The organism is Pseudomonas canadensis, from assembly GCF_030980095.1.
GTDB lineage: Bacteria > Pseudomonadota > Gammaproteobacteria > Pseudomonadales > Pseudomonadaceae > Aquipseudomonas > Aquipseudomonas canadensis.
Genome location: NZ_CP133298.1, coordinates 1531256 through 1555434, shown reverse-complemented (window position 1 = coordinate 1555434; position 24179 = coordinate 1531256). Strand labels below are relative to the sequence as shown.

Sequence of the window (24179 nt, the reverse complement as noted above, 5' to 3'; positions counted from 1 at the left end):
TACTCCAGGCAAGCGTCGGGGATGCTTAGAATATCTGGTCCGAAGCTCAGTGTCCGGCTACAGTAAGCTCTTTGTCGAAAGGCTTTGTGCATGACTTTTTTGCGCCCTACCCTGCTGACGCTGGCTTGCCTGCTGGCCTCCCCAGGCTTCGCTGACGACCTGCCGTCACTCGGCGACGCCAGTTCTGCCATTGTCTCGCCACAACAGGAATACCAGTTGGGCCGCGCCTGGCTGGCTTACCTTCGGGGCCAAGTCTCGCAACTCAACGATCCGCAGCTCAAGGATTACGTCGAAACCAGCGTGTACAAATTGGTAGAGACCAGCCAGGTCAATGACCGGCGCCTGGAGTTCATCCTGATCAACAGCCCGCAATTGAACGCCTTCGCCGCGCCTGGCGGCATCGTCGGCGTCAACGGCGGCCTGTTCCTCAACGCCCAGACCGAAGGGGAATACGCCTCGGTATTGGCTCACGAATTGGCGCATTTATCCCAACGCCACTTCGCCCGTGGCGTGGAAGCGCAGCAGCGCATGCAGATCCCGATGATGGCCGCGCTGCTGGGCGGCATCATTGCCGCAGCAGCCGGCGCGGGTGACGCGGGTATTGCCGCCATTGCCGGCACCCAGGCCGCTGCTATCCAGGAACAACGCCGGTTCTCCCGTCAGAACGAACAAGAGGCCGACCGTATCGGCATCCTCAACCTGGAAAAAGCCGGTTACGACCCGCGCTCCATGCCGATCATGTTCGAACGCTTGATGCGCCAATACCGCTTCGACGCCAAGCCACCGGAATTCCTGCTCACGCACCCAGTGACCGAATCGCGGATCGCCGACACCCGCAACCGCGCCGAGCAGGCCAAAGCCGGCGGCAAGGAAGACAGCCTGCGCTATCAACTGATTCGCGCACGGGTACAGCTGCAATACGAAGACACCTCAGGACTCGCCGCAAAGCGCTTCCAGGCGCAGTTGGACGAAAACCCGAAGAACGATGTGGCGCGTTATGGCCTGGCTATCGCCCAGATCAAAGGTTCTCAGTTCAAGCAAGCGCGTGAAAACCTGACAACGTTACTGGCCAAGGCGCCGAACGACATCACCTACAACCTGGCGCTGATCCAACTTGAGATAGACAACAACCATCTGCCTGATGCCCAGCAACGTACTGATCGAATGCTGACTCAGTATCCGGGCAACTACCCACTGAATCAGCTACGCGTGGATCTTCTTCTCAAACAGAACCGTACCGCGGATGCGGAAAAGGCGTTGGACAGCTTGCTCAAATCTCGTCCGGATGATCCGGACGTCTGGTATCAGGTTGCAGAGACACGTGGCTTGTCCGGCAATATTATCGGCCTGCACCAGGCCCGCGCCGAATACTTCGCGCTGGTGGGTGACTTCCAGCAGGCCATCCAGCAGTTGGACTTTGCCAAACGTCGCGCTGGCAACAACTTCCCACTGTCGTCGCGCATCGACGCCCGTCAACGCGAGCTGATCGAGCAAGAACGCCTGGTCAAAGGGATGATGAGCTAAACCTCTCGCCCACAAAAAAGCCCCGCCCTCGTTTAACGAAGGCGGGGCTTTTTGTTTCTACCGACTTATTCGGCGAGCTTGAAGGTAATGAAGCTTGCACGCCCTTGACGCAGCACGCGCATCGACACCGAACGATTCTTCGGCAACGCCTTGGCGATATCGGTGAATTGCTTGGTGCTGTCGATGGCCTGGTTGTTCAGGTGGGTGATGACGTCACCCGGCTGCAGACCGATCAGGGAGGCAGGACCGTCCTGCACTTCCTTGATCACCACACCGCTCTTGAGGTCGAAGGATTTCTTCTGCTCATCGGTCAGCTCGGCCACGGCAATGCCCAAGCGGTTGCTGCTGCGCTCAGCACCTGGCTTCGCGTTGCCCAGGGCATCCAGGGTTGCACCCTCTTCAGGGATGGCACCCACCGTCAGTTCAACGGTCTGACGCTTGCCTTCGCGGATCACTTCCAGCTTGGCCTTGCTGCCAGCCTTAAGTGCACCCACCAGGTGCGGCAGGTCGGCCGACATGACGATCGGCTGGCCATTCATGCTCAGAATTACGTCGCCCACTTGCAGGCCACCTTTGGCAGCCGGGCCGTCGTCCTGGATCTGCGCGACCAGGGCACCGGCTGGCTTGTCGAGACCGAAGGATTCAGCCAGGTCTTTGTTCACCTCCTGGATCACCACGCCCAACCAGCCACGGCTGACCTTGCCGCCGCTTTTCAACTGGTTGGAAACATCCATCGCCACATCGATCGGGATAGCGAACGACACTCCCATGAAACCACCGGAGCGGGTGTAGATCTGCGAGTTGATGCCTACCACTTCGCCCGCCAGGTTGAACAGCGGACCACCGGAGTTGCCCGGATTGATCGGCACGTCAGTCTGGATGAACGGCACGTAGTTCTCGTTCGGCAAGCTGCGGCCGATGGCGCTGACGATACCTTGGGTCACGGTGTGGTCAAAACCAAACGGCGAGCCGATGGCGACGACCCACTGCCCAGCCTTCAGGTCCTGGGATTTACCCAGCTTCAGCACCGGCAAGTCCTTGCCTTCGATCTTCAACAGGGCCACATCGGAACGTGGATCGGTGCCCACCAGTTTGGCTTTCAGTTCACTGCGATCCGCCAGGCGCACGAGAATTTCGTCGGCATCGGCAATCACGTGGTTGTTGGTGAGAATGTAGCCATCAGGCGAGATAATGAAGCCCGAACCCAGGGACTGAGCCTCACGCTGGCCACCACCGCCACCACGGGGCGCGCGCGGTTGCGGCATGCCACGCTCGAAAAACTCGCGCAACATGGGCGGCAGGCCTTCCAGGTCCGGCATCTGCTGGTTGGAGACTTTGCGATCCGGCAGTTTTTGCGTGGTACTGATGTTCACCACGGCCGGCGAGGCCTGCTCAACCAATTGGGTGAAGTCAGGCAGCTCGGCCGCTTGCGCGGACACGGCCTGACCCAGCACCAATACCGTGGCGACTATGGATAGGTAAGACTTCAAACGTGGTATCGACATACAGCTCCCGTTACGACGAGCAGGGTTGAGCGACAGGGTTCAAGAAACGCCGGAAACTGCGACCGACGTCTTTGTTCCGCGAACAAAACAAGGCCAGAGCCGACAAGCCCTGACCTATAAAAAACATAAGAGATTTTTGCAAGTGAAAATGCTGATCCAGACATTTCATGCTCTCGACAGCCAACCTGGCATGCAAATACATTGAAACGTCAGGATGAACATAGGATTAACGGCTCACGGCTGGGCGACTGGCTTTTTTTCACCGCGTACCGACAACGCGATACGCTCTGCGGTGCCGATGGGGATTTCGCCCACCACCGTCACCATCATTTCGCCATCTACCGTATTGAGGCGACGGGACACAGCCACCGTTGGGCCGAGTTGAGTGCGGGTTTCCGTGATACTCGCATCACTGATCGGCTCCAGGAACACGGAGAAACGCGCCAGCCCGTCCTCATACATCAGGCTGTCGACTGTTGCCTTGGTCTGGGTATCTTTGCGGGCGCTGGTATTGGTCAACTGAAAGCCCGGCGGTAGCCACTCCAAATGCCACGCTTGAGTAGACTGCACCTCGGGTGCTTTTTCATTGGCGACGGATATGGGTGTGCATTCGTTGCTGGGCTGCAATTCGCGGTCATCCGGCAATGCCGACGTGTTCAGTCGCGTGAACTGGAAGCGCTCCAGCAACTGCCCTTGATCATTTAGCAAGAGGGACTTGAGCGGCAGCGCAGTCTCACGATCCAGGTGCAGTTCAAAACCGTAGCGGTACTGATCACGCGGCGTGATCGACACGATCACCGCATGACGACCGGCCACGCGGGATTTTCCGATGACGGCCAGTTCGTAGAATTGATTGAGTTTTTGCGGATCCAGCGCACGGGATGGCGCATCACGCGAGTTGCCGAGACCTGCGACAAGGGTGCCGCTGACACATTGTGTCCGGCCATCCAGCCGCACAACTTCCTGAGCAGAACCATCAAGCTGCAAAAGCCGCTCACGGACCTGACCATTCTGGACACGATGCCAGATGTCATGAGTTGAAAAACTACCGTTACGCTCGTAGACGAACGTACCTTGAAAGCTTTGCTGCTGCTCTGCACGCCCAAGTCGAGTCAGCCAGTCTTGGGCTTCATCGGCGTGGGCGGGGAGTGCAAACCAACCACTGAGCAAAAGCGTAAGGAGCGGTATGGCTCGCATAGAGCTCCTTACGGATTAGCGGTTTTCCAGGCTTGCTGCGCGAGCATATGGCAGAGCGCTTTCAGTGCCCTTCAGAGCCGATTCCTGTGCGTGCTGGCGCAGGTAGCCTGGAAGACGCTGGTCTTGCCAGCCGGATTGCCCTTGCAGTACACCGTTAGCCATCGGGCCGGTGGTGTCAGAGCTTTCCTTGTAGCCGGCGAGTACAGCTGGGCCTTTGACTTGAGGTCCGGCCATCACTGGCTGCTGAGTCTGCTGGGCCAGTTCGGCACCGGCGATTTCGTCCTGATTGTACAGGCGAACACCGGCCAACACGGCAACAGTCACCGAGGCAGCTACTGCCAGGCGACCCAGGCTACGCCATGGACCACGAGCAGCTTTTGCCGGAACGGCTTCATCAGCCAGCGCGGCAGAAACGGCCGCAGCAATATCCAGACGAGGGATTAGAAGATCCTTGTGCATCACCGCCCGAGCGACTTGGTAACGAGACCAGGTATCACGGGTTTCGGCATCATCAAATGCGTTGAGCACTCGACGAAGTTCCAGTTCATCCGCTTCGTTATCCATCACTGCGGACAGCGATTCCTGCAGGGCATCACGACTCATGGCGGTTCCTCTCTTGGCTGTCGCCGCTGTCTTTAGTTCTCTTGCAACAACGGTTGCAAGGCTTTATCGATGGCTTCCCGGGCCCGGAAAATCCGTGACCTTACAGTCCCCACCGGACACTGCATGACGCTCGCAATGTCTTCGTAACTCAGACCATCAAATTCACGTAAAGTTAACGCCGTACGCAAATCTTCTGGCAGTTGCTGAATAGTGCGATGAACGGTGCCTTCGATCTCGTCGCGCAGCAATGCACGCTCCGGCGACTCGAGATCCTTGAGGCCGTGATCACCATCGTAAAATTCCGCATCTTCTGAACTTACATCGCTATCCGGTGGGCGGCGTCCGCGAGACACCAGATAGTTTTTCGCCGTGTTGATGGCGATTCGATATAGCCACGTGTAAAACGCACTATCACCGCGAAAGTTACCAAGTGCACGGTAAGCCTTGATAAAGGCTTCCTGTGCAACGTCCTGCGCTTCATGGGTGTCGTGCACAAACCGCACGATCAACCCGAGAATTTTGTGCTGGTATTTCAGCACTAGCAGATCAAAAGCTCGCTTGTCGCCGCGTTGAACGCGCTCGACCAGCTGCTGATCCTCTTCCTGGGTTAGCATGAACACTCCTCGTTGTACTTGAAGGAGGCTTGCATAACTAAACGATCAGGCTTGCAAACATAGACTCGGTCTTTTCGCAAAAGTTCTCCCCCTTCAAGCAAGTTTCCGGCACGCACTGATTTGGCACACACGAAAAACGCAGTACGGGCATGGCCGACTGCGCGAATAATCTTGTCGCCGGTTTTCTGACGCGTCCAATGCTCCCGACGGGCCAATAAACTCAACGTTTTCCCAGCTTTCGGGCAACCTGCTATTGAGTCGAGGCTTATGCAAAAAGTTCCCACCTCAATAACCTGGCGATTTTACCCTAGCCGTGCACCGTAATCTCACATTGCCACGAATGCCCGGCTATTGTGCCGCTCCACCCCTCTATATACTAGTAGCCCGTGTGACCCTTTGATTCGCCGATCCAGGCGTCCTGTTTGCGCCACCTCTTCGGATCGCTTTTTGCGGAATCCTTCCAATGAGCCAACAGTTTCAACACGATGTCCTGGTGATCGGCAGCGGCGCGGCCGGTTTGAGCCTTGCGCTGACCCTCCCCAGCCACCTGCGCATTGCGGTACTGAGCAAAGGCGACCTGGCCAACGGCTCGACATTCTGGGCCCAGGGGGGTGTCGCCGCGGTGCTGGATGACACCGACACGGTGCAATCCCACGTCGAAGACACCCTCAACGCCGGCGGTGGCCTGTGCAATGAGGAAGCAGTGCGCTTCACCGTCGAGCACAGCCGTGAAGCCATCCAATGGCTGATAGATCAAGGCGTCCCCTTTACCCGCGACGAACACGCGGGCAGCGACGACGGCGGTTTTGAGTTCCACCTGACCCGAGAAGGCGGCCACAGCCACCGCCGCATCATCCATGCGGCAGACGCCACTGGCGCCGCTATTTTCAAGACACTGCTCGACCAGGCTCGCCAGCGCCCCAATATAGAATTGCTGGAACAACGCGTCGCGGTCGACCTGATCACCGAAAAACGCCTGGGCCTGGACGGCGAACGCTGCCTCGGCGCCTACGTACTCAACCGCACCAGCGGCGAAGTCGACACGTACGGTGCGCGCTTCACCATTCTTGCCTCCGGCGGCGCGGCCAAGGTCTACCTCTATACCAGCAACCCCGACGGCGCCTGTGGCGACGGGATTGCCATGGCCTGGCGCTCGGGCTGCCGGGTGGCCAATCTGGAATTCAACCAGTTCCACCCCACTTGCCTGTATCACCCGCAAGCCAAGAGCTTCCTGATTACCGAAGCCCTGCGTGGCGAAGGCGCCCACCTGAAACTGCCCAACGGCGAACGTTTCATGCAGCGCTTCGACCCACGCGCCGAATTGGCCCCGCGCGATATCGTCGCCCGCGCCATCGACCATGAAATGAAACGCCTGGGCATCGACTGCGTCTACCTGGACATCAGCCACAAACACGAAGCCTTCATCAAGACCCACTTCCCCACCGTCTATGAGCGTTGCCTGGCGTTCAACATCGACATCACCCAAGGCCCGATCCCCGTAGTTCCGGCCGCGCACTACACCTGTGGTGGCGTGATGGTCGACCAGCACGGTCGCACCGACGTCCCAGGCCTGTATGCAATTGGCGAAACCAGCTTCACCGGCCTACACGGCGCCAACCGCATGGCCAGCAACTCGCTGCTCGAATGTTTCGTCTATGCGCGCTCGGCGGCGGCGGACATCCTTGAACAACTGCCGCGCATTCCGGTGCCGGCCGCCCTGCCCCGCTGGGACGCCAGCCAGGTCACCGACTCGGACGAAGATGTGATCATCGCCCACAACTGGGACGAGCTGCGCCGTTTCATGTGGGACTACGTGGGGATCGTGCGCACCAACAAGCGCCTGCAACGCGCGCAGCATCGCGTGCGCTTGCTGCTGGATGAAATCGACGAGTTCTATAGCAACTACAAGGTCAGCCGCGACCTCATCGAACTGCGCAACCTGGCGCAGGTGGCGGAACTGATGATCCGCTCGGCGATGGAACGCAAGGAAAGCCGCGGCCTGCATTACACCCTCGACTACCCACAGATGCTGCCCGAAGCCCGCGACACTATCCTGGTGCCAGCCACCTACGGCGGCTGAACTTCAGACGAACCCGCAGGCGCCGATGCACATCGGCGACCTGCGAATCCCTGGGCACACACACAGAACGTATCCGCCATTCGCCTGGCACCCGGTAACGCAAAACGACGATCAATGGCAAAGCGAGGCTGTCGGGACGTAATTGCACGCTGTGCCAGCCCTGCTCCGCATTGAGTAACTGCCAGCCGTCGGCGTCGCGACGCAGGCCACGAATCGACGAACGGTGAGTCAGCAGGACAGAGCGCGGCAAAACCCAGGCCGCGTGCGCCAGACACACCAGCAAGCCAAGGCTTGAATAGGACAGATCAAGAAACAAAAGCGTACCCAGTGCAAACAGCTGGGCAAGGAGATACGCCGCCAGCAACAGCCGTGAGGCCTGCCAGCGGCATTCAAAGGTATTACTTGGGCTGGACACGGTCCAGGATCATCCGAACCATGCGCTGCAGCTCTGGGTCTTCGGATTCGGCGCGCTCCATGAACCAGCCGAACATGTCCTGGTCTTCACAAGTCAGCAGCCTGACGTAGAGGTCGCGATCCACCTGATTGAGCGTTGCATAGACCTCTTTGGTGAAAGGCACCAGCAACACATCCAACTCCAGCATGCCACGACGGCTGTGCCAGTAGAGACGATTGATTTCTACATCTTCGACCATGGAGCGCTCCTCAAATAGGCGGCAAGTATACAGGCCCGACGGCACCGGAACAGTCGGCTTTGGTCGCCCCATACGGAAACTATCCATTTGCCGGGCGCCCCTCTATGATGCACCCATGACTTTTTGACCTGCGATGACCCATGGCTGACTCTGCTTTCTTCTGCCCCCTGTCCCACGAAGGCGTTCTCGCCGTCCGCGGCTCTGATGCCGCCAAATTCCTTCAGGGCCAACTGACCTGCAACCTCAATTACCTGAGCGATACCCAGGCCAGCCTCGGCGCGCGCTGCACGCAAAAAGGGCGCATGCAGTCGAGCTTCCGCATCCTGCTGCAAGGTGACGGCGTGTTGCTGGCCATGGCCACCGCGCTGCTGGAACCGCAGCTGGCCGACCTGAAGAAGTACGCCGTATTCTCCAAGTCCAAGCTCACCGACGAAAGCGCCGCCTGGGTGCGCTTTGGCCTGGTGAATGCGGACCTGGCCCTGGCCAGCCTTGGCCTTGAACTACCCGCCGATACCGACAGCGTCGCCCGCAACGATACGTTGATCGCCATCCGTATCTCCCCAGATCGCGCTGAACTCTGGGTGCCTGCCGAGCAAGGCGACGCCATACGCAGTCAATTGGCTGCAACCCTTGAACAAGCCGATCTGAATGAATGGCTGCTGGGGCAAATCCGCGCAGGCATCGGCCAGGTCATGCAGCAAACCCGCGAGCTGTTTATCCCGCAGATGCTCAACCTGCAGGCCGTTGGCGGCGTAAGCTTCAAGAAAGGCTGCTACACCGGCCAGGAAATCGTTGCGCGCATGCAGTACCTGGGCAAACTCAAGCGTCGCCTGTACCGTTTGAGCCTCGATGCGCCTGAAATGCCCGAGCCAGGCACGCCACTCTTTTCACCCAGCCACAACAGCGCAATCGGCGAGGTGGTGCTTGCTGCAAAAGCCGGCCAGACCATTGAACTTCTGGCCGTGTTGCAAGCCGAAGCTGCCGATAGTGGCGATGTGCACGTAGGCACATTGGAAGGTCCAGGCTTGCAGTTGCTCGACCTGCCTTACACGCTCGACCGTGATCGAGAGATCCAACGCTAGTCGCCGTACCTTTTTGCAACACCCTAGAGAGCATGAATGAACAAGCTGGCGGAAAAAGTCCAACAGGCTTTAGTGACGGCCATCGACAACGATGACCTGGTTCTGCCGACATTGCCGGAAGTGGCCCTGAATATTCGTCAGGCCGCTGAAGACCCGGAGATCAGCATCAGCCACTTGAGCAAAGTCATCGGTCGCGACACCGCGCTGTCGGCGCGTCTGATCAAAGTGGTCAACAGCCCGTTGTTGCGCGCGACCCAGGAAGTCACCGACCTGCACACCGCTATCACCCGACTGGGCACCAACTACAGCAGCAACCTGGCGATCGGCCTGGTGATGGAGCAAATCTTCCACGCCCGCTCCGACGTGGTCGAACAGAAGATGCGTGATGTATGGCGCCGCAGCCTGGAAGTGGCGGGCGTCAGCTATGCCTTGTGTCGCAGCCACAGCCAGCTCAAGCCAGACCAGGCCGCTCTCGGCGGCCTGGTACACCAGATCGGCGTGCTGCCTATCCTGACGTACGCCGAAGACCACTACGAGTTGCTTTCGGACCCGGTCAGCCTCAATCACGTCATCGAGAGCATCCACCCGTTGCTCGGTGACAAACTGCTGAGCGGCTGGGACTTTCCGGAAATGCTCGCCAAACTGCCCGGCCAATACCTCAACCTGGAGCGTGATTCAGCCAGCCTCGACTACGTCGACCTGGTGCAGGTGGCCGTGTTGTATTGCCATCGCGGCACCGATCACCCCTTGGCCAGCGTACCGGTCTCGACCTTGCCTGCGATCAAGAAACTGCGGTTCGACCCGTACAGCGAAGACTTGCGCGCCGAGTTGGACGAAGCCCGCTCGATGTTCTATTGATCAGCCCGCGATAAAACTCACCCGCACTTTCAACCCGGCCAGTTCGCCATCATGCAAGCTGATCTGTGCCAGGTGCGCCCGACAAATCTCACCGACAATCGCCAACCCCAGGCCTGAGCCCATGCCCTGCTGACTGCGACGGTAGAAACGCTCGAACACGCGATCCCGCTCATCCAGCGGGATACCTGGGCCATCGTCCTCCACTTCCAGCACCGCCGGCGCCGTCACCCGCAGAATCACGTTGCCGCCCGGCGGTGTGTGAGCCAGGGCGTTGTCCACCAGGTTGCTCAGCAACTCATTCAACAGGGTCGGCTCACCGCGCAACCACACCGGTTCGTCGGCCTCCAACGCCAACGCCACGCCGCGTGCGTGGGCCAGCGGCGCCATGGCCATGCCCAGTTCCCGGGCCAACTGGCTGAGGTCAAGTAACTGTGCGCCGCCCTCGGCAATGGCGCGGGCACCGTTTTCGATACGTGCCAGAGACAGCAATTGATTGGCCAGATGGGTCAGGCGGTCAGTGCCCTGAGCTGCGGTTTCCAGAGTGGTGCGCCACGTGGCGGGGTCTTCGGCGCGCAAGCCCAGTTCCAGTCGCGCCTTGAGCGCGGCCAGTGGCGTGCGTAATTCATGGGCTGCATCGGCGATGAACTGCGCCTGTCGTTCGAACTGTCCGCGCAGGCGTTCGGTAAAGTGGTTGAGCGAGCGCACCAGCGGCCCGAACTCATGCTGCACTTCCACCAATGGCAATGGACGCAAGTCGTCAGGCTGACGCTCTTCGACCGCCGTGCGCAGGCGCTCCAGCGGGCGCAACGCTGCACTCACGGCAAACCACACCAGCAACAACGCACCGATGGCGAGCATGCCTAAACGCAGCAAAGTGTCGGCCATCAAGCTGCGCGCCATGCTCACACGCGCTTCATCGGTTTCGGCCACGCGGATTTCCGCCATACCGTTCATGTTCGGTTCGGAAACGGCCTTGAGCAAACTCACCACGCGCACTTCCTGGCCTTGATACACGGCGTCATAGAAGCGTGCCAGTGCGGGATAGTCATCGGTACGCGGCGTGCCTGGCGGTGGGCCGGGCAGGTTTTCATAGCCAGAGATGAGCTTCTGGTCGATGTCGTTTACCTGGTAATAAATGCGTCCGGCGCTGTCGTAGGCGAACGTATCCAGCGCCACATACGGCACGTTCGCACTCAAGGTGCCATCCACCTGGGTCAAGCCGGCGGCGATGGTGCGCGCCGAGGCCAGCAACGTGCGATCGTAGGCGGTGTCAGCGGCTTCGCGACCATTCCAGTACGCGCTCATGCCACTGGCGAGCATCAACAGCACCAGCAACAACGCCAGGTTCCACAGCAGGCGCCAACGCAGGCTGCTGGGCTTATGCATCGCGGGCTTCCAGCAAGTAGCCGAGGCCGCGAAAGGTCACGATAGCGATGGGCTGGCCGTCGAGCTTCTTGCGCAGGCGATGCACGTAGATTTCGATGGCATCGGGGCTGGCTTCTTCGTCCAGGCCGAACACCTGGGAAGCCAGTTGTTCCTTGCTCATCACCCGGCCTGGCCGAGCAATCAGCGCCTCAAGCACCGCTTGTTCACGGGAGGTGAGCGTCATCAGCTCGCCGCCCACGGTGAAACGTCGCGTGTCGAGGTCATAGACCAACTCGCCGCAGGCCTGTTGACGCTCGCCACCCAGCACACTGCGCCGCAACAAAGCCTTGACCCGCGCTTCCAACTCGGTGAGCTCGAAAGGCTTGGCGAGGTAGTCGTCGGCCCCCAGGTTAAGACCGTGCACACGGTCTTTCACATCACTGCGCGCCGTCAACATCAGCACTGGCAGATTTTTCCCACGGGCGCGTAGGCGTGCAAGCACCTCGAAACCGTCCATGCGCGGCAGCCCCACATCGAGGATCGCCGCCGCGTATTCCTCGCTGCTCAGGGCCAGGTCCGCCGCCACGCCATCGTGCAGCACGTCGACGGTCAGACCCGTGCTCTTGAGCGCTTGCGCGACACTTTCGGCGAGTTGCAGATGGTCTTCAACCAGCAAGACACGCATGGATTTCTACCTCATTCAGGGGTGGTCGGCGCCACGCTTTGCTGGGCAGTTTACAGGCGCCGCCTGCCCTGTGAAGCCCGAAAACATTGAAAGCCAACTGAAAGGTTAGTGAAAGCTTCGCCCTTTAGCATCCAGCTACGGTGGTCTATGCCCGCCGAGCGGCTTCAGCGCCGCGCCCGAAAAACGCCTCGAAGCGTTTTCGCCAAAATAAGAACAATAACGGAGTACACAACGATGCTGTCGACACAGCCCCAGGCCCCCTCGCCTGTTCGTTTTTCTCGCCTGACCCAGACCGCCCTCGCCAGTGCTGCTACCCTTGCCGGCTTTTCGCCGCTTAGCCAGGCTGCCTTCTTCGAAGACAGTAGCGCGACCCTGGAAACCCGCAACATGTACTTCAACCGCGACTTTCGCGATGGCACCAGCGCCCAGCAATCCAAGCGCGACGAGTGGGCCCAGGGCTTCATGCTCAACCTGCAGTCGGGCTACACCGACGGCACCGTCGGCTTTGGCGTGGATGCGCTGGGCATGCTTGGGGTCAAGCTCGACTCCAGCCCTGACCGCACCGGCACCGGCCTGCTGCCCACGCATGACGATGGCCGCGCCGCCGACGAGTACTCCAAGCTGGGCCTGACCGGCAAAGTGAAGATCTCGGCCACCGAGCTGAAGATCGGCTCGCTGATCCCTGAACTGCCGATCCTCAAGCCCAATGACGGCCGCATCCTGCCGCAGACTTTCAATGGCGGCCTAATCACGTCCAAGGAATTCAAGAACCTGGTGTTCACCGGCGGCCGCCTGGACAAAGCCAAGGACCGCGACGACACCAACTACGAAGACATCGCCCTCAACAACAAGAACAGCCGCTTCGTCAGCGGCGCCACCGGCAAGCACTTCAACTTTGGCGGCGCCGACTACAAATTCGCCGACAAGATCACCGGCAGCTACCACTTCGCCCAACTCGACGACGTGTACCGCCAGCACTTCCTCGGCCTGGTGGCTGCGCGCCCGATGGGCCCCGGCACCTTCGGCACCGACCTGCGCCTGGCCATCAGCGATGACACCGGCAGCGCGCGCGGCGGCACGATCGACAATAAATCCCTCAACGGCCTGTTCAGCTATGCCCTCAATGGCCACAAGCTCAGCGCCGGCTACCAGCACATGTCCGGCGACAGCGCCTTCCCGTATGTGGATGGCAGCGATCCGTACCTGGTCAACTTCGTGCAGATCAACGACTTTGCCGGCGCCGAAGAGCGTTCCTGGCAGGCGCGCTACGACTTCGACTTCGCCAAGCTGGGGATTCCCGGCCTGAGCTTCATGAGCCGTTACCTGTCAGGTGACAACATCAAGCTCAAGAACGGCGAGACCGGCAAGGAGTGGGAACGCAACAGCGAGATCAAGTACGTAGTGCAGACCGGCACGTTCAAGGATGTAGCCGTGCGCCTGCGTAACGCCACGTACCGTTCCAACTACTCAGCCCGTGATGCGGATGAAATGCGCTTGCTGGTCAGCTATAGCGTCGCACTTTGGTAGTACCCCCTCATAACAACAAAGATGGAGATAACCATGACCCCTTCACTGCGTAAATTGGCCCTCGCCGCCGGCTGCATGCTGTTCGCCGGCCAACTGCTGGCTGCCGACGAGCCCAAGCGTCCGGAATGCATCGCCCCGGCCTCGCCTGGCGGTGGTTTTGACCTGACCTGCAAACTGGCGCAAAGCGCGCTGGTCAACGAGAAGCTGCTGAGCAAGCCGATGCGCGTGACCTACATGCCAGGCGGCGTCGGCGCAGTGGCCTACAACGCCGTGGTCGCCCAGCGTCCAGCCGATGCCGGCACCCTGGTAGCCTGGTCCAGCGGTTCGCTGTTGAACCTGGCCCAGGGCAAGTTTGGTCGCTTCGATGAAAGCGCCGTGCGTTGGTTGGCAGCGGTCGGCACCAGCTACGGGGCCATCGCAGTGAAAGCCGACTCGCCCTACAAGACCTTGGACGATTTGGTCAAAGCGCTGAAAAAAGATCCGGGCAGCGTAGTGATCGGTTCCGGCGGCACCGTCGGCAGTCAGGACTGGATGCAAACCGCGCTGATCGCCAAGGCCGCCGGGATCAACCCGCGCGAACTGCGTTACGTGGCGCTGGAAGGCGGCGGCGAAATCGCCACTGCTCTGCTGGGTGGCCATATCCAGGTGGGCAGTACCGACATCTCCGACTCCATGCCGCACATCCTGAGCGGTGACATGCGCCTGCTGGCCGTGTTCTCCGAGCAGCGCCTGGACGAGCCGGAAATGAAGAATATTCCGACCGCCAAAGAGCAAGGCTACGACATCGTCTGGCCGGTGGTGCGTGGTTTCTACCTCGGGCCAAAAGTCAGCGATGCCGACTACGCCTGGTGGAAAGAAGCGTTCGACAAACTGCTGGCCTCGGAAGAGTTCGCCAAGCTGCGCGACCAGCGCGAGCTGTTCCCGTTCGCCATGACCGGCCCGGAGCTGGACACCTACGTGAAGAAACAGGTGGCTGACTACAAAGTGCTGGCCAAAGAGTTCGGCCTGATCCAGTAATCGCCCCTCTTTTGCCCGGTCACGCCCGTTGCACACGCGGCGTGGCCCAGGAGTTCAACATGCTCTTACAACGCATTTTCGCCTCCGTGCTATTGCTGGCCTGTGCCGCCCTGGCACTGATGGCCTGGCCGTACCAGGCATCGTTTTCCTACGAGCCGGTAGGACCTCGCGCCTACCCGCTGCTGATGCTCGGGCTGATGAGCCTGGCGCTGATCTACATGCTGTTCCGCCCACAGCCGACCAAACACACCGAAGAAGAACCCGCGCTGGACCGCGAAACCCTGATCAAGATCGGCATCTGCGTCGGCCTGTTGATCGTATTCGCCGGCACCTTCGAACCCCTGGGTTTCATCCTCAGCAGCATGCTGATCGGCATTCCGATGGCGCGCCTGTATGGCGGCCGCTGGTTGCCGAGTGTGGTGATCGTCAGCCTGATGGCGATTGGTCTTTACCTGCTGTTCGATAAAGCCATGGATGTGCCGCTGCCCCTCGGCCTGCTCGACGTTCTGGAGAACTGATATGGATACTTTCGGCTACTTGGGCCAGGGCTTCGGCGTTGCACTGTCCCCTTACAACCTGGTGACCGCACTGTGCGGCACCCTGATCGGCACCGTGGTCGGCCTGTTGCCGGGCCTTGGCCCGATCAACGGCGTGGCACTGTTGATCCCCATCGCGTTCGCCCTGGGCCTGCCGCCGGAATCGGCGCTGATCCTGCTGGCAGCCGTGTACCTGGGCTGCGAATACGGCGGGCGCATCAGCTCGATTCTGCTGAACATCCCGGGCGAAGCCTCCACCGTGATGACCACCCTCGACGGCTACCCGATGGCCCGCAAAGGCCTGGCCGGTGTAGCGCTGTCGTTGTCGGCGTGGAGTTCGTTCATCGGCGCGTTTATCGCTACCTGCGGCATGGTGCTGTTTGCGCCGTTGCTGGCCAAATGGGCGATTGCCTTCGGGCCGGCGGAATATTTCGTACTGATGGTGTTTGCGATTGTCTGTCTCGGCGGCATGGCCGGTGACAAACCCTTGAAGACCTTTGTTGCAGCGCTGATAGGCTTGTTCCTGTCGGCTGTCGGCATCGACGCGAACAGCGGCGTGTACCGCTTTACCGGCGACAACATCCACCTCACCGACGGCATCCAGTTTGTGGTGTTGGTGCTGGGCCTGTTCTCTATCAGTGAGATCCTGTTGCTGCTGGAAAAAACCCACCGTGGCCAGGAAGCCGTGAAAGCCACGGGCCGCATGATGTTCAACCTCAAGGAAGCGGGCGCGGTCTTTGTCGTCAACATCCGCTGCGGTTTGCTGGGTTTCATCATGGGCGTGTTGCCAGGTGCCGGTGCGACCTTGGCCTCGGCCGTTGCCTACATGACCGAAAAACGCCTGGCCGGTGCCAGCGGCAAGTTCGGCCAGGGCGACATGCGCGGCCTCGCTGCTCCAGAAACCGCCATCGGCGCGTCCGCCTGCGGCGCCCTGGTGCCCATGCTGACCCTCGGCGTACCCGGTTCGGGCACCACGGCGGTGATGATCGGCGCGCTGTCGCTGTACAACATCACCCCGGGTCCGCTGCTGTTCCAACAGCAACCCGACATCGTCTGGGGCCTGATCGCCTCGTTGTTCATCGCCAACATCATGCTGGTGATCCTCAACATCCCGATGATCCGCATCTTCACGCGTATCCTCGCCGTGCCGAACTGGGCGCTGGTGCCGGTGATTGCCATCATCACGGCGATTGGTGTTTATGCCGTGCACGCCACCACCTTCGACCTGTTCCTGATGGTCGGTATCGGCATCTTCGGCTACATCCTGCGCAAGCTCGACTTCCCGCTGTCGCCGGTACTGCTCGGCTTTATCCTCGGCGGTTTGATGGAGCAGAACCTGCGCCGTGCGCTGTCGATCTCCAACGGTGACCTGCAGATTCTCTGGTCGAGCCCGATCACCTTTGGCGTGTGGGTACTGACGGCGCTGATGCTGGCCTTCCCGCTGATCCGCATCTACCGCAAACGTGCCCTGCAGCGTCGTGCCGTGGCCGATGTCTGAGGTCACCTTTAAACATTGGTGGGGAACACCGCTGGTCGGCCTGGCCGGCGGTTACCTGGCCAGCCTCGTCGGCTGGCCTTTGCCGTACATGGTCGGCTCGTTGCTGGCGATTATCCTGGTGCGCTGCCTCACGCCGTGGCAGTTGGCGGAGATTCCCGGCGGGCGCAAATGCGGCCAATGGGTAGTGGGGATCGGGATTGGCCTGCACTTCACCCCGGTGGTGATTGAGCAGGTGATGAGCCACTTCGGGCTGATCTTCGTCGGTGCGCTGGTCACTAGCCTATCGAGCGTCGTCGGGGTGTGGCTGATGCGCCGCAGTGGTGAAGACCGCGCCACCGCATTTTTCTCCAGCATGCCGGGCGGCTCCGGTGAGATGGTCAACCTCGGCGCACGCAATGGCGCGGTGCTCAGCCGTGTCGCGGCGGGGCAGAGTCTACGAGTGCTGGTAGTGGTGCTGTGTGTGCCGGCGATCTTCAAATATCTGCTGGAAGGCGGCACGCCGCAGTTTCATCCGGCGCCGGTGAGTTGGCCTTGGCTGTTGGCGCTATTTCCGATAGGCGCGCTGGTGGCCTGGGGTTGGCAGCGGTTGCGTCAGCCAAACCCGTGGTTGTTCGGGCCGCTGCTGGTGAGTGCGACGGCCAGCGTCGTTTGGGATTTGCATATCGGCCTGCCAGACGGCGGCAGCCAGATTGGCCAATGGTTGATCGGCAGCGGCCTGGGTTGCCACTTCAATCGTCAATTCTTTCGTCGCGCGCCCTCGTTCATGGGCCGCACCCTGATTGGTACGGCCTTGACCATGGCGCTGGCAACCTTGGCGGCGGTAGGGCTGAGTGTGTTGACCCATCTGGACCTGCGCTCGCTGACCCTGGGCATGATGCCCGGCGGGATTGCCGAGATGAGTCTTACAGCCGAGACCCTGCAACTGTCGGTGCCGTTGGTGACGGCCATGCAAGTGATGCGATTGTTGTTTGTACTGTTTCTGGCGGAGCCGTTGTTCAGGCGCTGGAACCGGCAATCTTGACCCGGGTGGCAGTGGTTCACTTCGGATCGCTGCCATTTGTCTGAACTGTCAACTCTCACAGCTAGGCAAGCTCATCGCCTTGATCCTCAATCGTGCTACTGAACCCTTGAGGATTACAACATGACGCCCCTCCCCCCTACCGTCGCGGACGACGAGAATGATGAACCCGCTGCGATCATCAACACGACTCCCGTACAGGGATCACCTAATCGCCTTGTACTTAACAGAGATGGAAGCCGGCTTTATGTCGCCAGCGCCACACCCCCACAAGGCATCACGGTCATCGACACCACAAACATGAGCGTCCTTACAACGATTGTCGGGGTGGGTTCGCCCATCTGGCTCGCCATGCACCCGTCAGCCCATCGACTCTATGCCAGCGATAACAGCAAGGCGAGCGATACCCCCATTACGGTGATCGACACCTCAAGCAACACCGTTATCAATCAAATCGGCGGATTCACCACCGTCAATGGCATGGCGTTGAACTCCACCGGTGCGCGCCTGTACATCGCCGACCACGGCGCTTGCGAAGTCGTTGCGATCAACACCACCAACTACGAGCGAATCATCGCCACCGCCGTGCCTTATGCCAAAGACATTTGTGTAGCCCCCGGAAACGCCCGCTCACATGTGGCGTCAACAGCCGATAAATGGACCATTATCTACCTAGGCACCAACAAGGTCGTGTTCCAAACCAATACGGTTGCTGGAGAACCCACCAGCATTGCTCATGCTCGCTTCGCCGCTCGCGTCTACATCACCTACCGAGACCGTGGCGAGGTGTATATCGGGGATACTGCCACTGCACAGGCAAGCTCGATTCTCCGCGGCCTGCTCGGCCCTTTTCAGATAGCTTTTCACACCATGCTGGAGCGAGCCTATCTCACCGAAACCGATGGCAACCGAGTCAGCATTATCGATACTCGTACCCAAACCGTGACTGGCATAATCCCTGGTTTCGACAAGCCACGTGGAATCGCTGTGGCCCCCACCGGCCGAATTGCATATGTCGCAAATATCGGCAATTCAACAGTGGCAGAAGTCCGGCTGTAAGGCAGGGCTAGGGTATCAAACCGGCGGCAACCGCCACTCGATCGGCGTCTCGCCATTCTGCTCAAGAAACTTGTTGGTCCGGCTGAAATGCCCACACCCCAAGAACCCGCGATACGCCGACAATGGCGACGGGTGCACCGACGTCAACACCAGGTGCTTGGTCGCGTCGATCAGCTTCTGCTTACCCTGGGCATGGGCGCCCCACAGCAGGAACACCAGATGCGGCTGGTGCTCGCTGACCACCTCGATAATGCGGTCGGTAAAGAACTGCCAGCCCTTGCCCGCATGGGCGTTGGCATTGGCGCGCTCGACGGTCATGGTGGTGTTGAGCATCAGCACGCCCTGGTCGGCCCAGCTTTGCAGGTAGCCGTGATTAGGGATGTCGATGTTAAGGTCGCGCTTGAGCTCTTTATAGATATTGACCAGCGACGGCGGCGCTGGCACGCCCGGTTGCACCGAAAAGCACAGGCCGTGGGCCTGGCCGGGGCCGTGGTAGGGGTCCTGGCCGAGGATCACGACCTTGACCTTGTCCAACGGTGTGGAATTGAGCGCGTTGAAAATCAGCGGGCCGGGCGGGTAGATCTCTTTGCCGGCGGCATGTTCCTGGCGCAGGAACTCGCGCAACTGGGCCATGTACGGCTGCTCGAACTGATCCCGCAGGGCGTGTTTCCAGCTGGGTTCGAGTTTGATACGGTCGTCTTCGGTCATGGTTGAATAGTCTTGTAAAAAAGAATGAGGCGAACCCTAGGAAAGCCGACCCCGCTTGTCAATTGATCTGACACACCAACGGCGCTTTCCTACGAAGCGATCATACTCATCCTTCACCTTCTCGATTGAGGTCACGATGAACCTGCACTTCGAAGAGCTGACCGGCAGCGACGGTGCCCGCATCGGCATCGCCAGCCTCGACGCTGAAAAATCCCTCAATGCCCTTTCCCTGCCGATGATCCTCGCCCTGGGCGAACGCCTTGAAGCCTGGGCCAAGGATCCGAACATCCACTGCGTACTGCTGCGCGGCAACGGCCCCAAGGCGTTTTGCGCCGGTGGTGAAGTACGCAGCCTGGCGCAGGCCTGTCGGGAACAGCCTGGCGTGGTGCCAGCCCTGGCGGCGCAATTTTTTGCGGCGGAATACCGTCTTGATTACCGCCTGCACACTTACCCCAAACCGGTGATCTGCTGGGGGCACGGCTACGTGCTGGGGGGCGGCATGGGCCTGTTGCAAAGCGCCGCAGTGCGCATCGTCACGCCAAGCAGCCGGTTAGCCATGCCGGAGATCAGCATCGGGCTGTACCCGGACGTCGGCGCCAGTTGGTTCCTGTCGCGCCTGCCGGGCAAGCTGGGGTTGTTCCTCGGCCTTACCGGCGCCCATATCAACGGCCGCGACGCTTTGGACCTCGGCCTGGCCGACCGCTTCCTGCGCGATGATCAGCAAGACGAGTTGCTCGATGGTTTGCTGCAACTGAACTGGCAGGAACAGACAGAAATGCAGCTCAACAGCCTTCTCAAGGCGCTGTCCCAGGAAGCCGTCGACCAGCAACCCGAAGCGCAGTGGCTGCCGCGCCGGGCACAAATCGACGAATGGCTGGACGTGGGCGATGTGCGGTGTGCCTGGCGTAATTTGAGCCCACTGCGTGAGCATGCCGATCCCCTGTTCAGCCGTGCCGGCAAGACGTTGAGCGAAGGCTGCCCGCTGACCGCCCACTTGGTGTGGGAACAGATTCAGCGTGCCCGGCACCTGTCCCTGGCGCAGGTGTTCCAGATGGAATACACAATGAGCCTCAATTGCTGCCGCCATCCGGAATTCAGTGAAGGGGTGCGCGCGCGGTTGATCGACAAGGACCAGACGCCGCATTGGCATTGGCCGGATATCAATACGATCCCGGAGGCGGTGGTGCAGGCGCATTTCAACAAGGCGTGGGAAGGCCGCCATCCGTTGGCGGACCTGTCTGATTACTGATTATTGGCGCCCATAAAAAAGCGGCGCTTCATGCGCCGCATGCATTACTGGCCTGTCAACGGTGACCGCCGCGGCCACCTCCATGGTCGGAACCGCGTCCACGCCCCCCATTTCCCCAACGATCACCGCCCCAGCCGTGGTTCGGATACGGCCGGTAGCCGGCACGCGGCCCGTAGTAGCGCGGGGCCGGCTGGTAATAACGCGGGGCCGAGTAGTAGCGCGGTTGTGGCGCGTAGTAGCGCGGTGCGGGGTAGTAATCACGGCGGTACTGATACGCCGTGCCGCCACCGTAGTAATACACCGGTGCCGGTGAGGAGTAGACCTCGGAACGGTAGTAGCTCTGGCCGCCATCGTAATAGGGCACGCAAGCGGAAAGGGTCAGACCGAGTAAAGCGCTGAGCAGCAGTCGTCGATACATGGCGGCCTCCTGGACCGCGGAAGAGCACCTCCAGCGACGCTGGAGAGCGGCACTCGGCTTTCACCGAATGACGAAATATCTGACATCAAAAACTGAATCTGGTGCGTTTCCGTAACGACTTGATACATCTGTTCAAGCTTTATCGATTCAGTAAATTTATCTGGCTCGCAACTTTCTCAATTGCGATGATGTCACTATGACATCGCACCATGCCAGGGAGGCTCTAGCGTGCGCCCTTCGCTACTATCGCCGGATTCGAGCCATGAAAATCTCAACTAAGCTGCTGCTTTCATTTTTACTGTGTGCGTTGATCACCTTTGGAGTCGGCCTGTTGGGGATCAAAGGGGTCGTGCGCCTCTCTTCGGCACTGGAGCTGACGTTCTCCAACAACCTTGTCTCCGTGAGTAATACGGCCGCCACCCTCAATGGCCTGGTCGCCCATAATCGCGGGTTGTATCGGTTAATGGATGCGGCCAACGGCAACGTGGCCCAACAAGACCGCGAGCGCGTGCGCCAGGATATCGCCCAGGAACTCAAGCGCAGCCAGAGCGCCTACGCGACCTATCGCGCGACGCCGCTGGAAGATGACGAACGGGCAGCCGGAGACAAGCTCGACCAGATTTGGCCCACCTATGTCAGCAGCTCCGAACGCATCATGGCATTGCTTGACGGCGGCCAGGTCGATCAGGCCCGCACTCAGTTGAATACCACAAACAATGAACTGTTCCGCCAGGCGCGCGAACTGATCCGCGTGATGATCGAGTCCAATAACCGCCAGATCAAGCAAGGCGCCATCGCCGCCGATGAGCTGCGTGCCAGCGCGTTGACCTGGATGATCAGCGGCATTGTTCTGGCGTTCATGATTGCGATCATTGTGGGTGTATTGATCACCCGCTTGATCACTCGGCCCATCGCGCAGGCAGTAGAGAGTGCACAACGCATTGCTAAAGGCGACCTGACCCAGGCCATTACCACCGAACGCACCGACGAAGCCGGGCAACTGCTGATGGCGCTGTCGGACATGCAGGGCGGTTTGAAAGGCACCCTGGTGGAAATCGCCAACGCCTCCGACCAGCTCGCTTCGGCCGCCGAAGAGCTGAGCGCTGTCACCGATGAAAGCAGCCGTGGTCTGACCCGTCAGAATGATGAAATTCAACAAGCCGCCACCGCCGTCAACCAGATGACCGCTGCCGTGGACGAAGTGGCAAGCAACGCCGTGTCGACTTCGGAAGCTTCGCGCCAAGCGACTACCGAGGCCGAAGACGGCCGCCAACAAGTGGAACAGGCCGTGTCCGGCATGCGCTCGATGGTGGGCGAGATCAACGATTCCACTCAGTCGGTTGCAGATCTTGCCGGGCAAGTACGGGAAATCGGCAAGGTGATCGATGTGATCCGTGGGATCGCCGACCAGACCAACCTGCTGGCCCTGAATGCGGCCATTGAGGCGGCTCGTGCGGGTGAGCAAGGTCGTGGCTTCGCAGTGGTCGCCGATGAAGTGCGGGCGCTGGCCCACCGTACTCAAACCTCGACCGTCGATATTGAAAAGATGATTGGCGACGTCCAGACCGGCGCCGATGACGCGGTCGCGGCGATGAACAAGAGCCTGACCTGGGCCAACGACACCCAAACCCTGGCGCAAAACGCTGGCGAAGCGCTGCAACGGATCACCGCCAGCGTGGCGAAGATCAATGAGCGCAACCTGGTCATCGCGTCCGCCTCAGAAGAGCAGGCCCAGGTGGCCCGCGAAGTGGACCGCAACCTGCTGAACATCCAGGACCTGTCCACCCAAACGGCCGCCGGTGCTCACCAGACCAATGCGTCTAGCCAGGACCTGTCGCGTTTGGCCACTTCGTTCAACGTACTGGTCAGCAAGTTCCAGCTCTAAGTAGCTTGGGCCGGGTCGGACCTGTATCGTGCACGGCATACCTTGCCCGATCCAGCCCGAACCCGCCCATGACCACGCCAACACTCTGCCCCGCCTGTGGCGCGCGCAACGACTGCACGCTGGCCGACCCGCGCACAGCCGACCAAGCCTGCTGGTGCTTCAGCGTCACCATCGATCCAGCGGTGCTTGAGGCCCTGCCCTCGGAGCTGCGCAACCAGGCTTGTCTGTGCCCACGCTGCGCCCAGGTGGATCAGCAATTGCGCGGGGCTGAGCCAACGTAATGCGGGTTGATCGTCTCCTCAGTAACCTGCCGCGCTTCAACCGCAAGCAAGTGCGCCTGTTGCTGGCAGAGCGGCGTGTGTCGGTGGATGGCGTTGCGGTCAGCGATCCTCATCATGAGGTCCGGGAATTCAGCCGTGTGTGCGTTGACGATGAAGTGCTGCAGGCCGGCAAACCGGCGCGCTACTTCATGCTGCACAAGCCCCAGGGTTGCGTAAGCGCCACCGCAGACCCGCAGCACCCAACCGTGCTGGATTTACTGGATGAGCCGGACAAAGGTGAGCTGCACATTGCCGGTCGTCTGGATTTCAACACCACCGGTCTGATGCTGATCACCAATGACGGCCAGTGGTCGCGGCGACTGACGCAGCCACAGACCAAGCTGCCCAAGGTCTACCTTGTGGAGACCGAGCAGGCTATCGGCCCTGAGTATGCGATGACCTTTGCCCAGGGCCTGTACTTCGCATTCGAAGACCTCACCACCCAACCCGCCGAGTTGGAATTACTGGGGCCGACCACCGCACGGCTGAGCATCGTCGAAGGCCGCTACCACCAAGTGAAACGCATGTTCGGGCACTTTGATAACAAGGTGATCGGCCTGCATCGCGAGCGGATGGGCCCTTTGGAGCTGGATGTGGCCCTCGCGCCGGGCCAGTATCGGGCGCTGACTGACGACGAAATCCGACAGGTCTGACGACCGTTCAGCCGGTGATGGCAAAAAACCGCCTCAGCGCCTTGCAGGGTCGCACCGCTGCTGCTTGAATCAGGATCACCCGTTCAAATATGACCGGCGAGTCGCCTATAACCTCCAAGAAACAC

At 60.3% G+C, this 24179-nt stretch carries 24 protein-coding genes; 14 read left to right on the top strand and 10 right to left on the bottom strand.

Annotated elements, in window-relative coordinates; all coding sequences use genetic code 11:
• The first annotated feature begins 90 nt into the window (after positions 1-90).
• On the top strand, positions 91-1524 hold the full coding sequence (locus RB216_RS07140; protein ID WP_308908468.1) for a M48 family metalloprotease: 1434 nt from the start codon (positions 91-93) through the stop codon (positions 1522-1524).
• Positions 1525-1589: 65 nt separating this feature from the next.
• Here the strand turns inward: RB216_RS07140 and RB216_RS07135 are convergent, their stop codons facing one another.
• The 4 genes from RB216_RS07135 to rpoE form a co-directional block, all read right to left on the bottom strand.
• The gene (locus RB216_RS07135) at positions 1590-3029 is read right to left on the bottom strand and encodes a DegQ family serine endoprotease (RefSeq protein WP_028619342.1); all 1440 of its coding nucleotides are present in this window, start codon (positions 3027-3029) and stop codon (positions 1590-1592) included.
• A gap of 234 nt (positions 3030-3263) precedes the next feature.
• Positions 3264-4226, bottom strand: a complete 963-nt coding sequence (locus tag RB216_RS07130) for a MucB/RseB C-terminal domain-containing protein (protein ID WP_028619341.1) — start codon at positions 4224-4226, stop codon at positions 3264-3266.
• A 15-nt stretch (positions 4227-4241) separates the two neighbouring features.
• Positions 4242-4829 (bottom strand): sigma-E factor negative regulatory protein, encoded by a 588-nt coding sequence (locus tag RB216_RS07125; RefSeq protein WP_003172479.1) that lies wholly within the window; start codon positions 4827-4829, stop codon positions 4242-4244.
• Positions 4830-4861: 32 nt separating this feature from the next.
• Positions 4862-5443, bottom strand: a complete 582-nt coding sequence (rpoE, locus tag RB216_RS07120; RefSeq protein WP_003172477.1) for an RNA polymerase sigma factor RpoE/AlgU — start codon at positions 5441-5443, stop codon at positions 4862-4864.
• A 463-nt stretch (positions 5444-5906) separates the two neighbouring features.
• On the opposite strand from rpoE, the gene nadB reads away from it, so the two are divergent.
• A complete protein-coding gene (gene nadB / locus RB216_RS07115) occupies positions 5907-7523 on the top strand; it encodes an L-aspartate oxidase (protein ID WP_236318866.1) in 1617 nt (538 codons plus the stop codon).
• Here the strand turns inward: nadB and RB216_RS07110 are convergent.
• Both RB216_RS07110 and RB216_RS07105 read right to left on the bottom strand, forming a co-directional pair.
• Positions 7492-7938 (bottom strand): protein YgfX, encoded by a 447-nt coding sequence (locus tag RB216_RS07110; protein ID WP_028619339.1) that lies wholly within the window; start codon positions 7936-7938, stop codon positions 7492-7494. The genes nadB and RB216_RS07110 overlap by 32 nt on opposite strands.
• Positions 7922-8176: an FAD assembly factor SdhE gene (locus RB216_RS07105; protein ID WP_014717362.1), complete on the bottom strand. Its 255-nt coding sequence runs from the start codon at positions 8174-8176 to the stop codon at positions 7922-7924. Before RB216_RS07105 ends, RB216_RS07110 begins: the two co-directional genes overlap by 17 nt.
• 140 nt (positions 8177-8316) lie before the next feature.
• Between RB216_RS07105 and ygfZ the strand changes: the two genes are divergently transcribed.
• The gene (gene ygfZ / locus RB216_RS07100; protein WP_236318867.1) at positions 8317-9258 is read left to right on the top strand and encodes a CAF17-like 4Fe-4S cluster assembly/insertion protein YgfZ; all 942 of its coding nucleotides are present in this window, start codon (positions 8317-8319) and stop codon (positions 9256-9258) included.
• 36 nt (positions 9259-9294) lie between these two features.
• Positions 9295-10116, top strand: a complete 822-nt coding sequence (locus RB216_RS07095; protein WP_236318868.1) for an HDOD domain-containing protein — start codon at positions 9295-9297, stop codon at positions 10114-10116.
• Here the strand turns inward: RB216_RS07095 and tctE are convergent, their stop codons facing one another.
• Together tctE and tctD are read right to left on the bottom strand one after the other, a co-directional pair.
• A complete protein-coding gene (gene tctE / locus RB216_RS07090) occupies positions 10117-11502 on the bottom strand; it encodes a two-component system sensor histidine kinase TctE (RefSeq protein ID WP_028619336.1) in 1386 nt (461 codons plus the stop codon).
• On the bottom strand, positions 11495-12166 hold the full coding sequence (tctD, locus tag RB216_RS07085) for a two-component system response regulator TctD (RefSeq protein ID WP_122686423.1): 672 nt from the start codon (positions 12164-12166) through the stop codon (positions 11495-11497). The genes tctE and tctD overlap by 8 nt, the downstream gene beginning before the upstream one ends.
• A 234-nt stretch (positions 12167-12400) precedes the next feature.
• Between tctD and RB216_RS07080 the strand changes: the two genes are divergently transcribed.
• From RB216_RS07080 to RB216_RS07055, 6 genes are all read left to right on the top strand, one after another.
• On the top strand, positions 12401-13693 hold the full coding sequence (locus RB216_RS07080) for an OprD family porin (protein WP_068937620.1): 1293 nt from the start codon (positions 12401-12403) through the stop codon (positions 13691-13693).
• Between the two features lie 33 nt (positions 13694-13726).
• Positions 13727-14710: a Bug family tripartite tricarboxylate transporter substrate binding protein gene (locus RB216_RS07075; protein ID WP_016975161.1), complete on the top strand. Its 984-nt coding sequence runs from the start codon at positions 13727-13729 to the stop codon at positions 14708-14710.
• A 59-nt stretch (positions 14711-14769) separates the two neighbouring features.
• A complete protein-coding gene (locus RB216_RS07070) occupies positions 14770-15228 on the top strand; it encodes a tripartite tricarboxylate transporter TctB family protein (RefSeq protein ID WP_028619334.1) in 459 nt (152 codons plus the stop codon).
• Position 15229: 1 nt separating this feature from the next.
• Positions 15230-16744 (top strand): tripartite tricarboxylate transporter permease, encoded by a 1515-nt coding sequence (locus RB216_RS07065; RefSeq protein ID WP_012722750.1) that lies wholly within the window; start codon positions 15230-15232, stop codon positions 16742-16744.
• Entirely contained in the window at positions 16737-17765 is a 1029-nt protein-coding gene (locus RB216_RS07060; RefSeq protein ID WP_028619333.1) for an AbrB family transcriptional regulator, read from the top strand. The genes RB216_RS07065 and RB216_RS07060 overlap by 8 nt, the downstream gene beginning before the upstream one ends.
• Before the next feature lie 120 nt (positions 17766-17885).
• Positions 17886-18821 (top strand): YncE family protein, encoded by a 936-nt coding sequence (locus tag RB216_RS07055; protein WP_308908466.1) that lies wholly within the window; start codon positions 17886-17888, stop codon positions 18819-18821.
• A gap of 15 nt (positions 18822-18836) precedes the next feature.
• Here the strand turns inward: RB216_RS07055 and ung are convergent, their stop codons facing one another.
• A complete protein-coding gene (gene ung / locus RB216_RS07050) occupies positions 18837-19529 on the bottom strand; it encodes a uracil-DNA glycosylase (protein WP_010212240.1) in 693 nt (230 codons plus the stop codon).
• 136 nt (positions 19530-19665) lie between these two features.
• Here ung and dspII point away from each other — a divergent pair, with 136 nt between their 5' ends.
• Positions 19666-20778 carry an enoyl-CoA hydratase/isomerase DspII gene (gene dspII, locus RB216_RS07045; protein ID WP_028619331.1) on the top strand — a complete coding sequence of 371 codons (1113 nt, stop codon included), beginning with the start codon at positions 19666-19668 and terminating at the stop codon, positions 20776-20778.
• A 55-nt stretch (positions 20779-20833) separates the two neighbouring features.
• On the opposite strand, the gene RB216_RS07040 is transcribed toward dspII, so the two are convergent.
• A complete protein-coding gene (locus RB216_RS07040) occupies positions 20834-21196 on the bottom strand; it encodes a hypothetical protein (RefSeq protein WP_308908465.1) in 363 nt (120 codons plus the stop codon).
• Between the two features lie 262 nt (positions 21197-21458).
• On the opposite strand from RB216_RS07040, the gene RB216_RS07035 reads away from it, so the two are divergent.
• The 3 genes from RB216_RS07035 to RB216_RS07025 all read left to right on the top strand — a co-directional run bounded on the left by RB216_RS07035 (position 21459) and on the right by RB216_RS07025 (position 24054).
• A complete protein-coding gene (locus RB216_RS07035; protein ID WP_028619329.1) occupies positions 21459-23081 on the top strand; it encodes a methyl-accepting chemotaxis protein in 1623 nt (540 codons plus the stop codon).
• 68 nt (positions 23082-23149) lie between these two features.
• Positions 23150-23362, top strand: coding sequence for a cysteine-rich CWC family protein (locus RB216_RS07030; RefSeq protein ID WP_028619328.1), 213 nt, complete (start codon positions 23150-23152; stop codon positions 23360-23362).
• Positions 23362-24054, top strand: a complete 693-nt coding sequence (locus tag RB216_RS07025) for a pseudouridine synthase (protein ID WP_068937618.1) — start codon at positions 23362-23364, stop codon at positions 24052-24054. Before RB216_RS07030 ends, RB216_RS07025 begins: the two co-directional genes overlap by 1 nt.
• Positions 24055-24179: the final 125 nt, after the last annotated feature.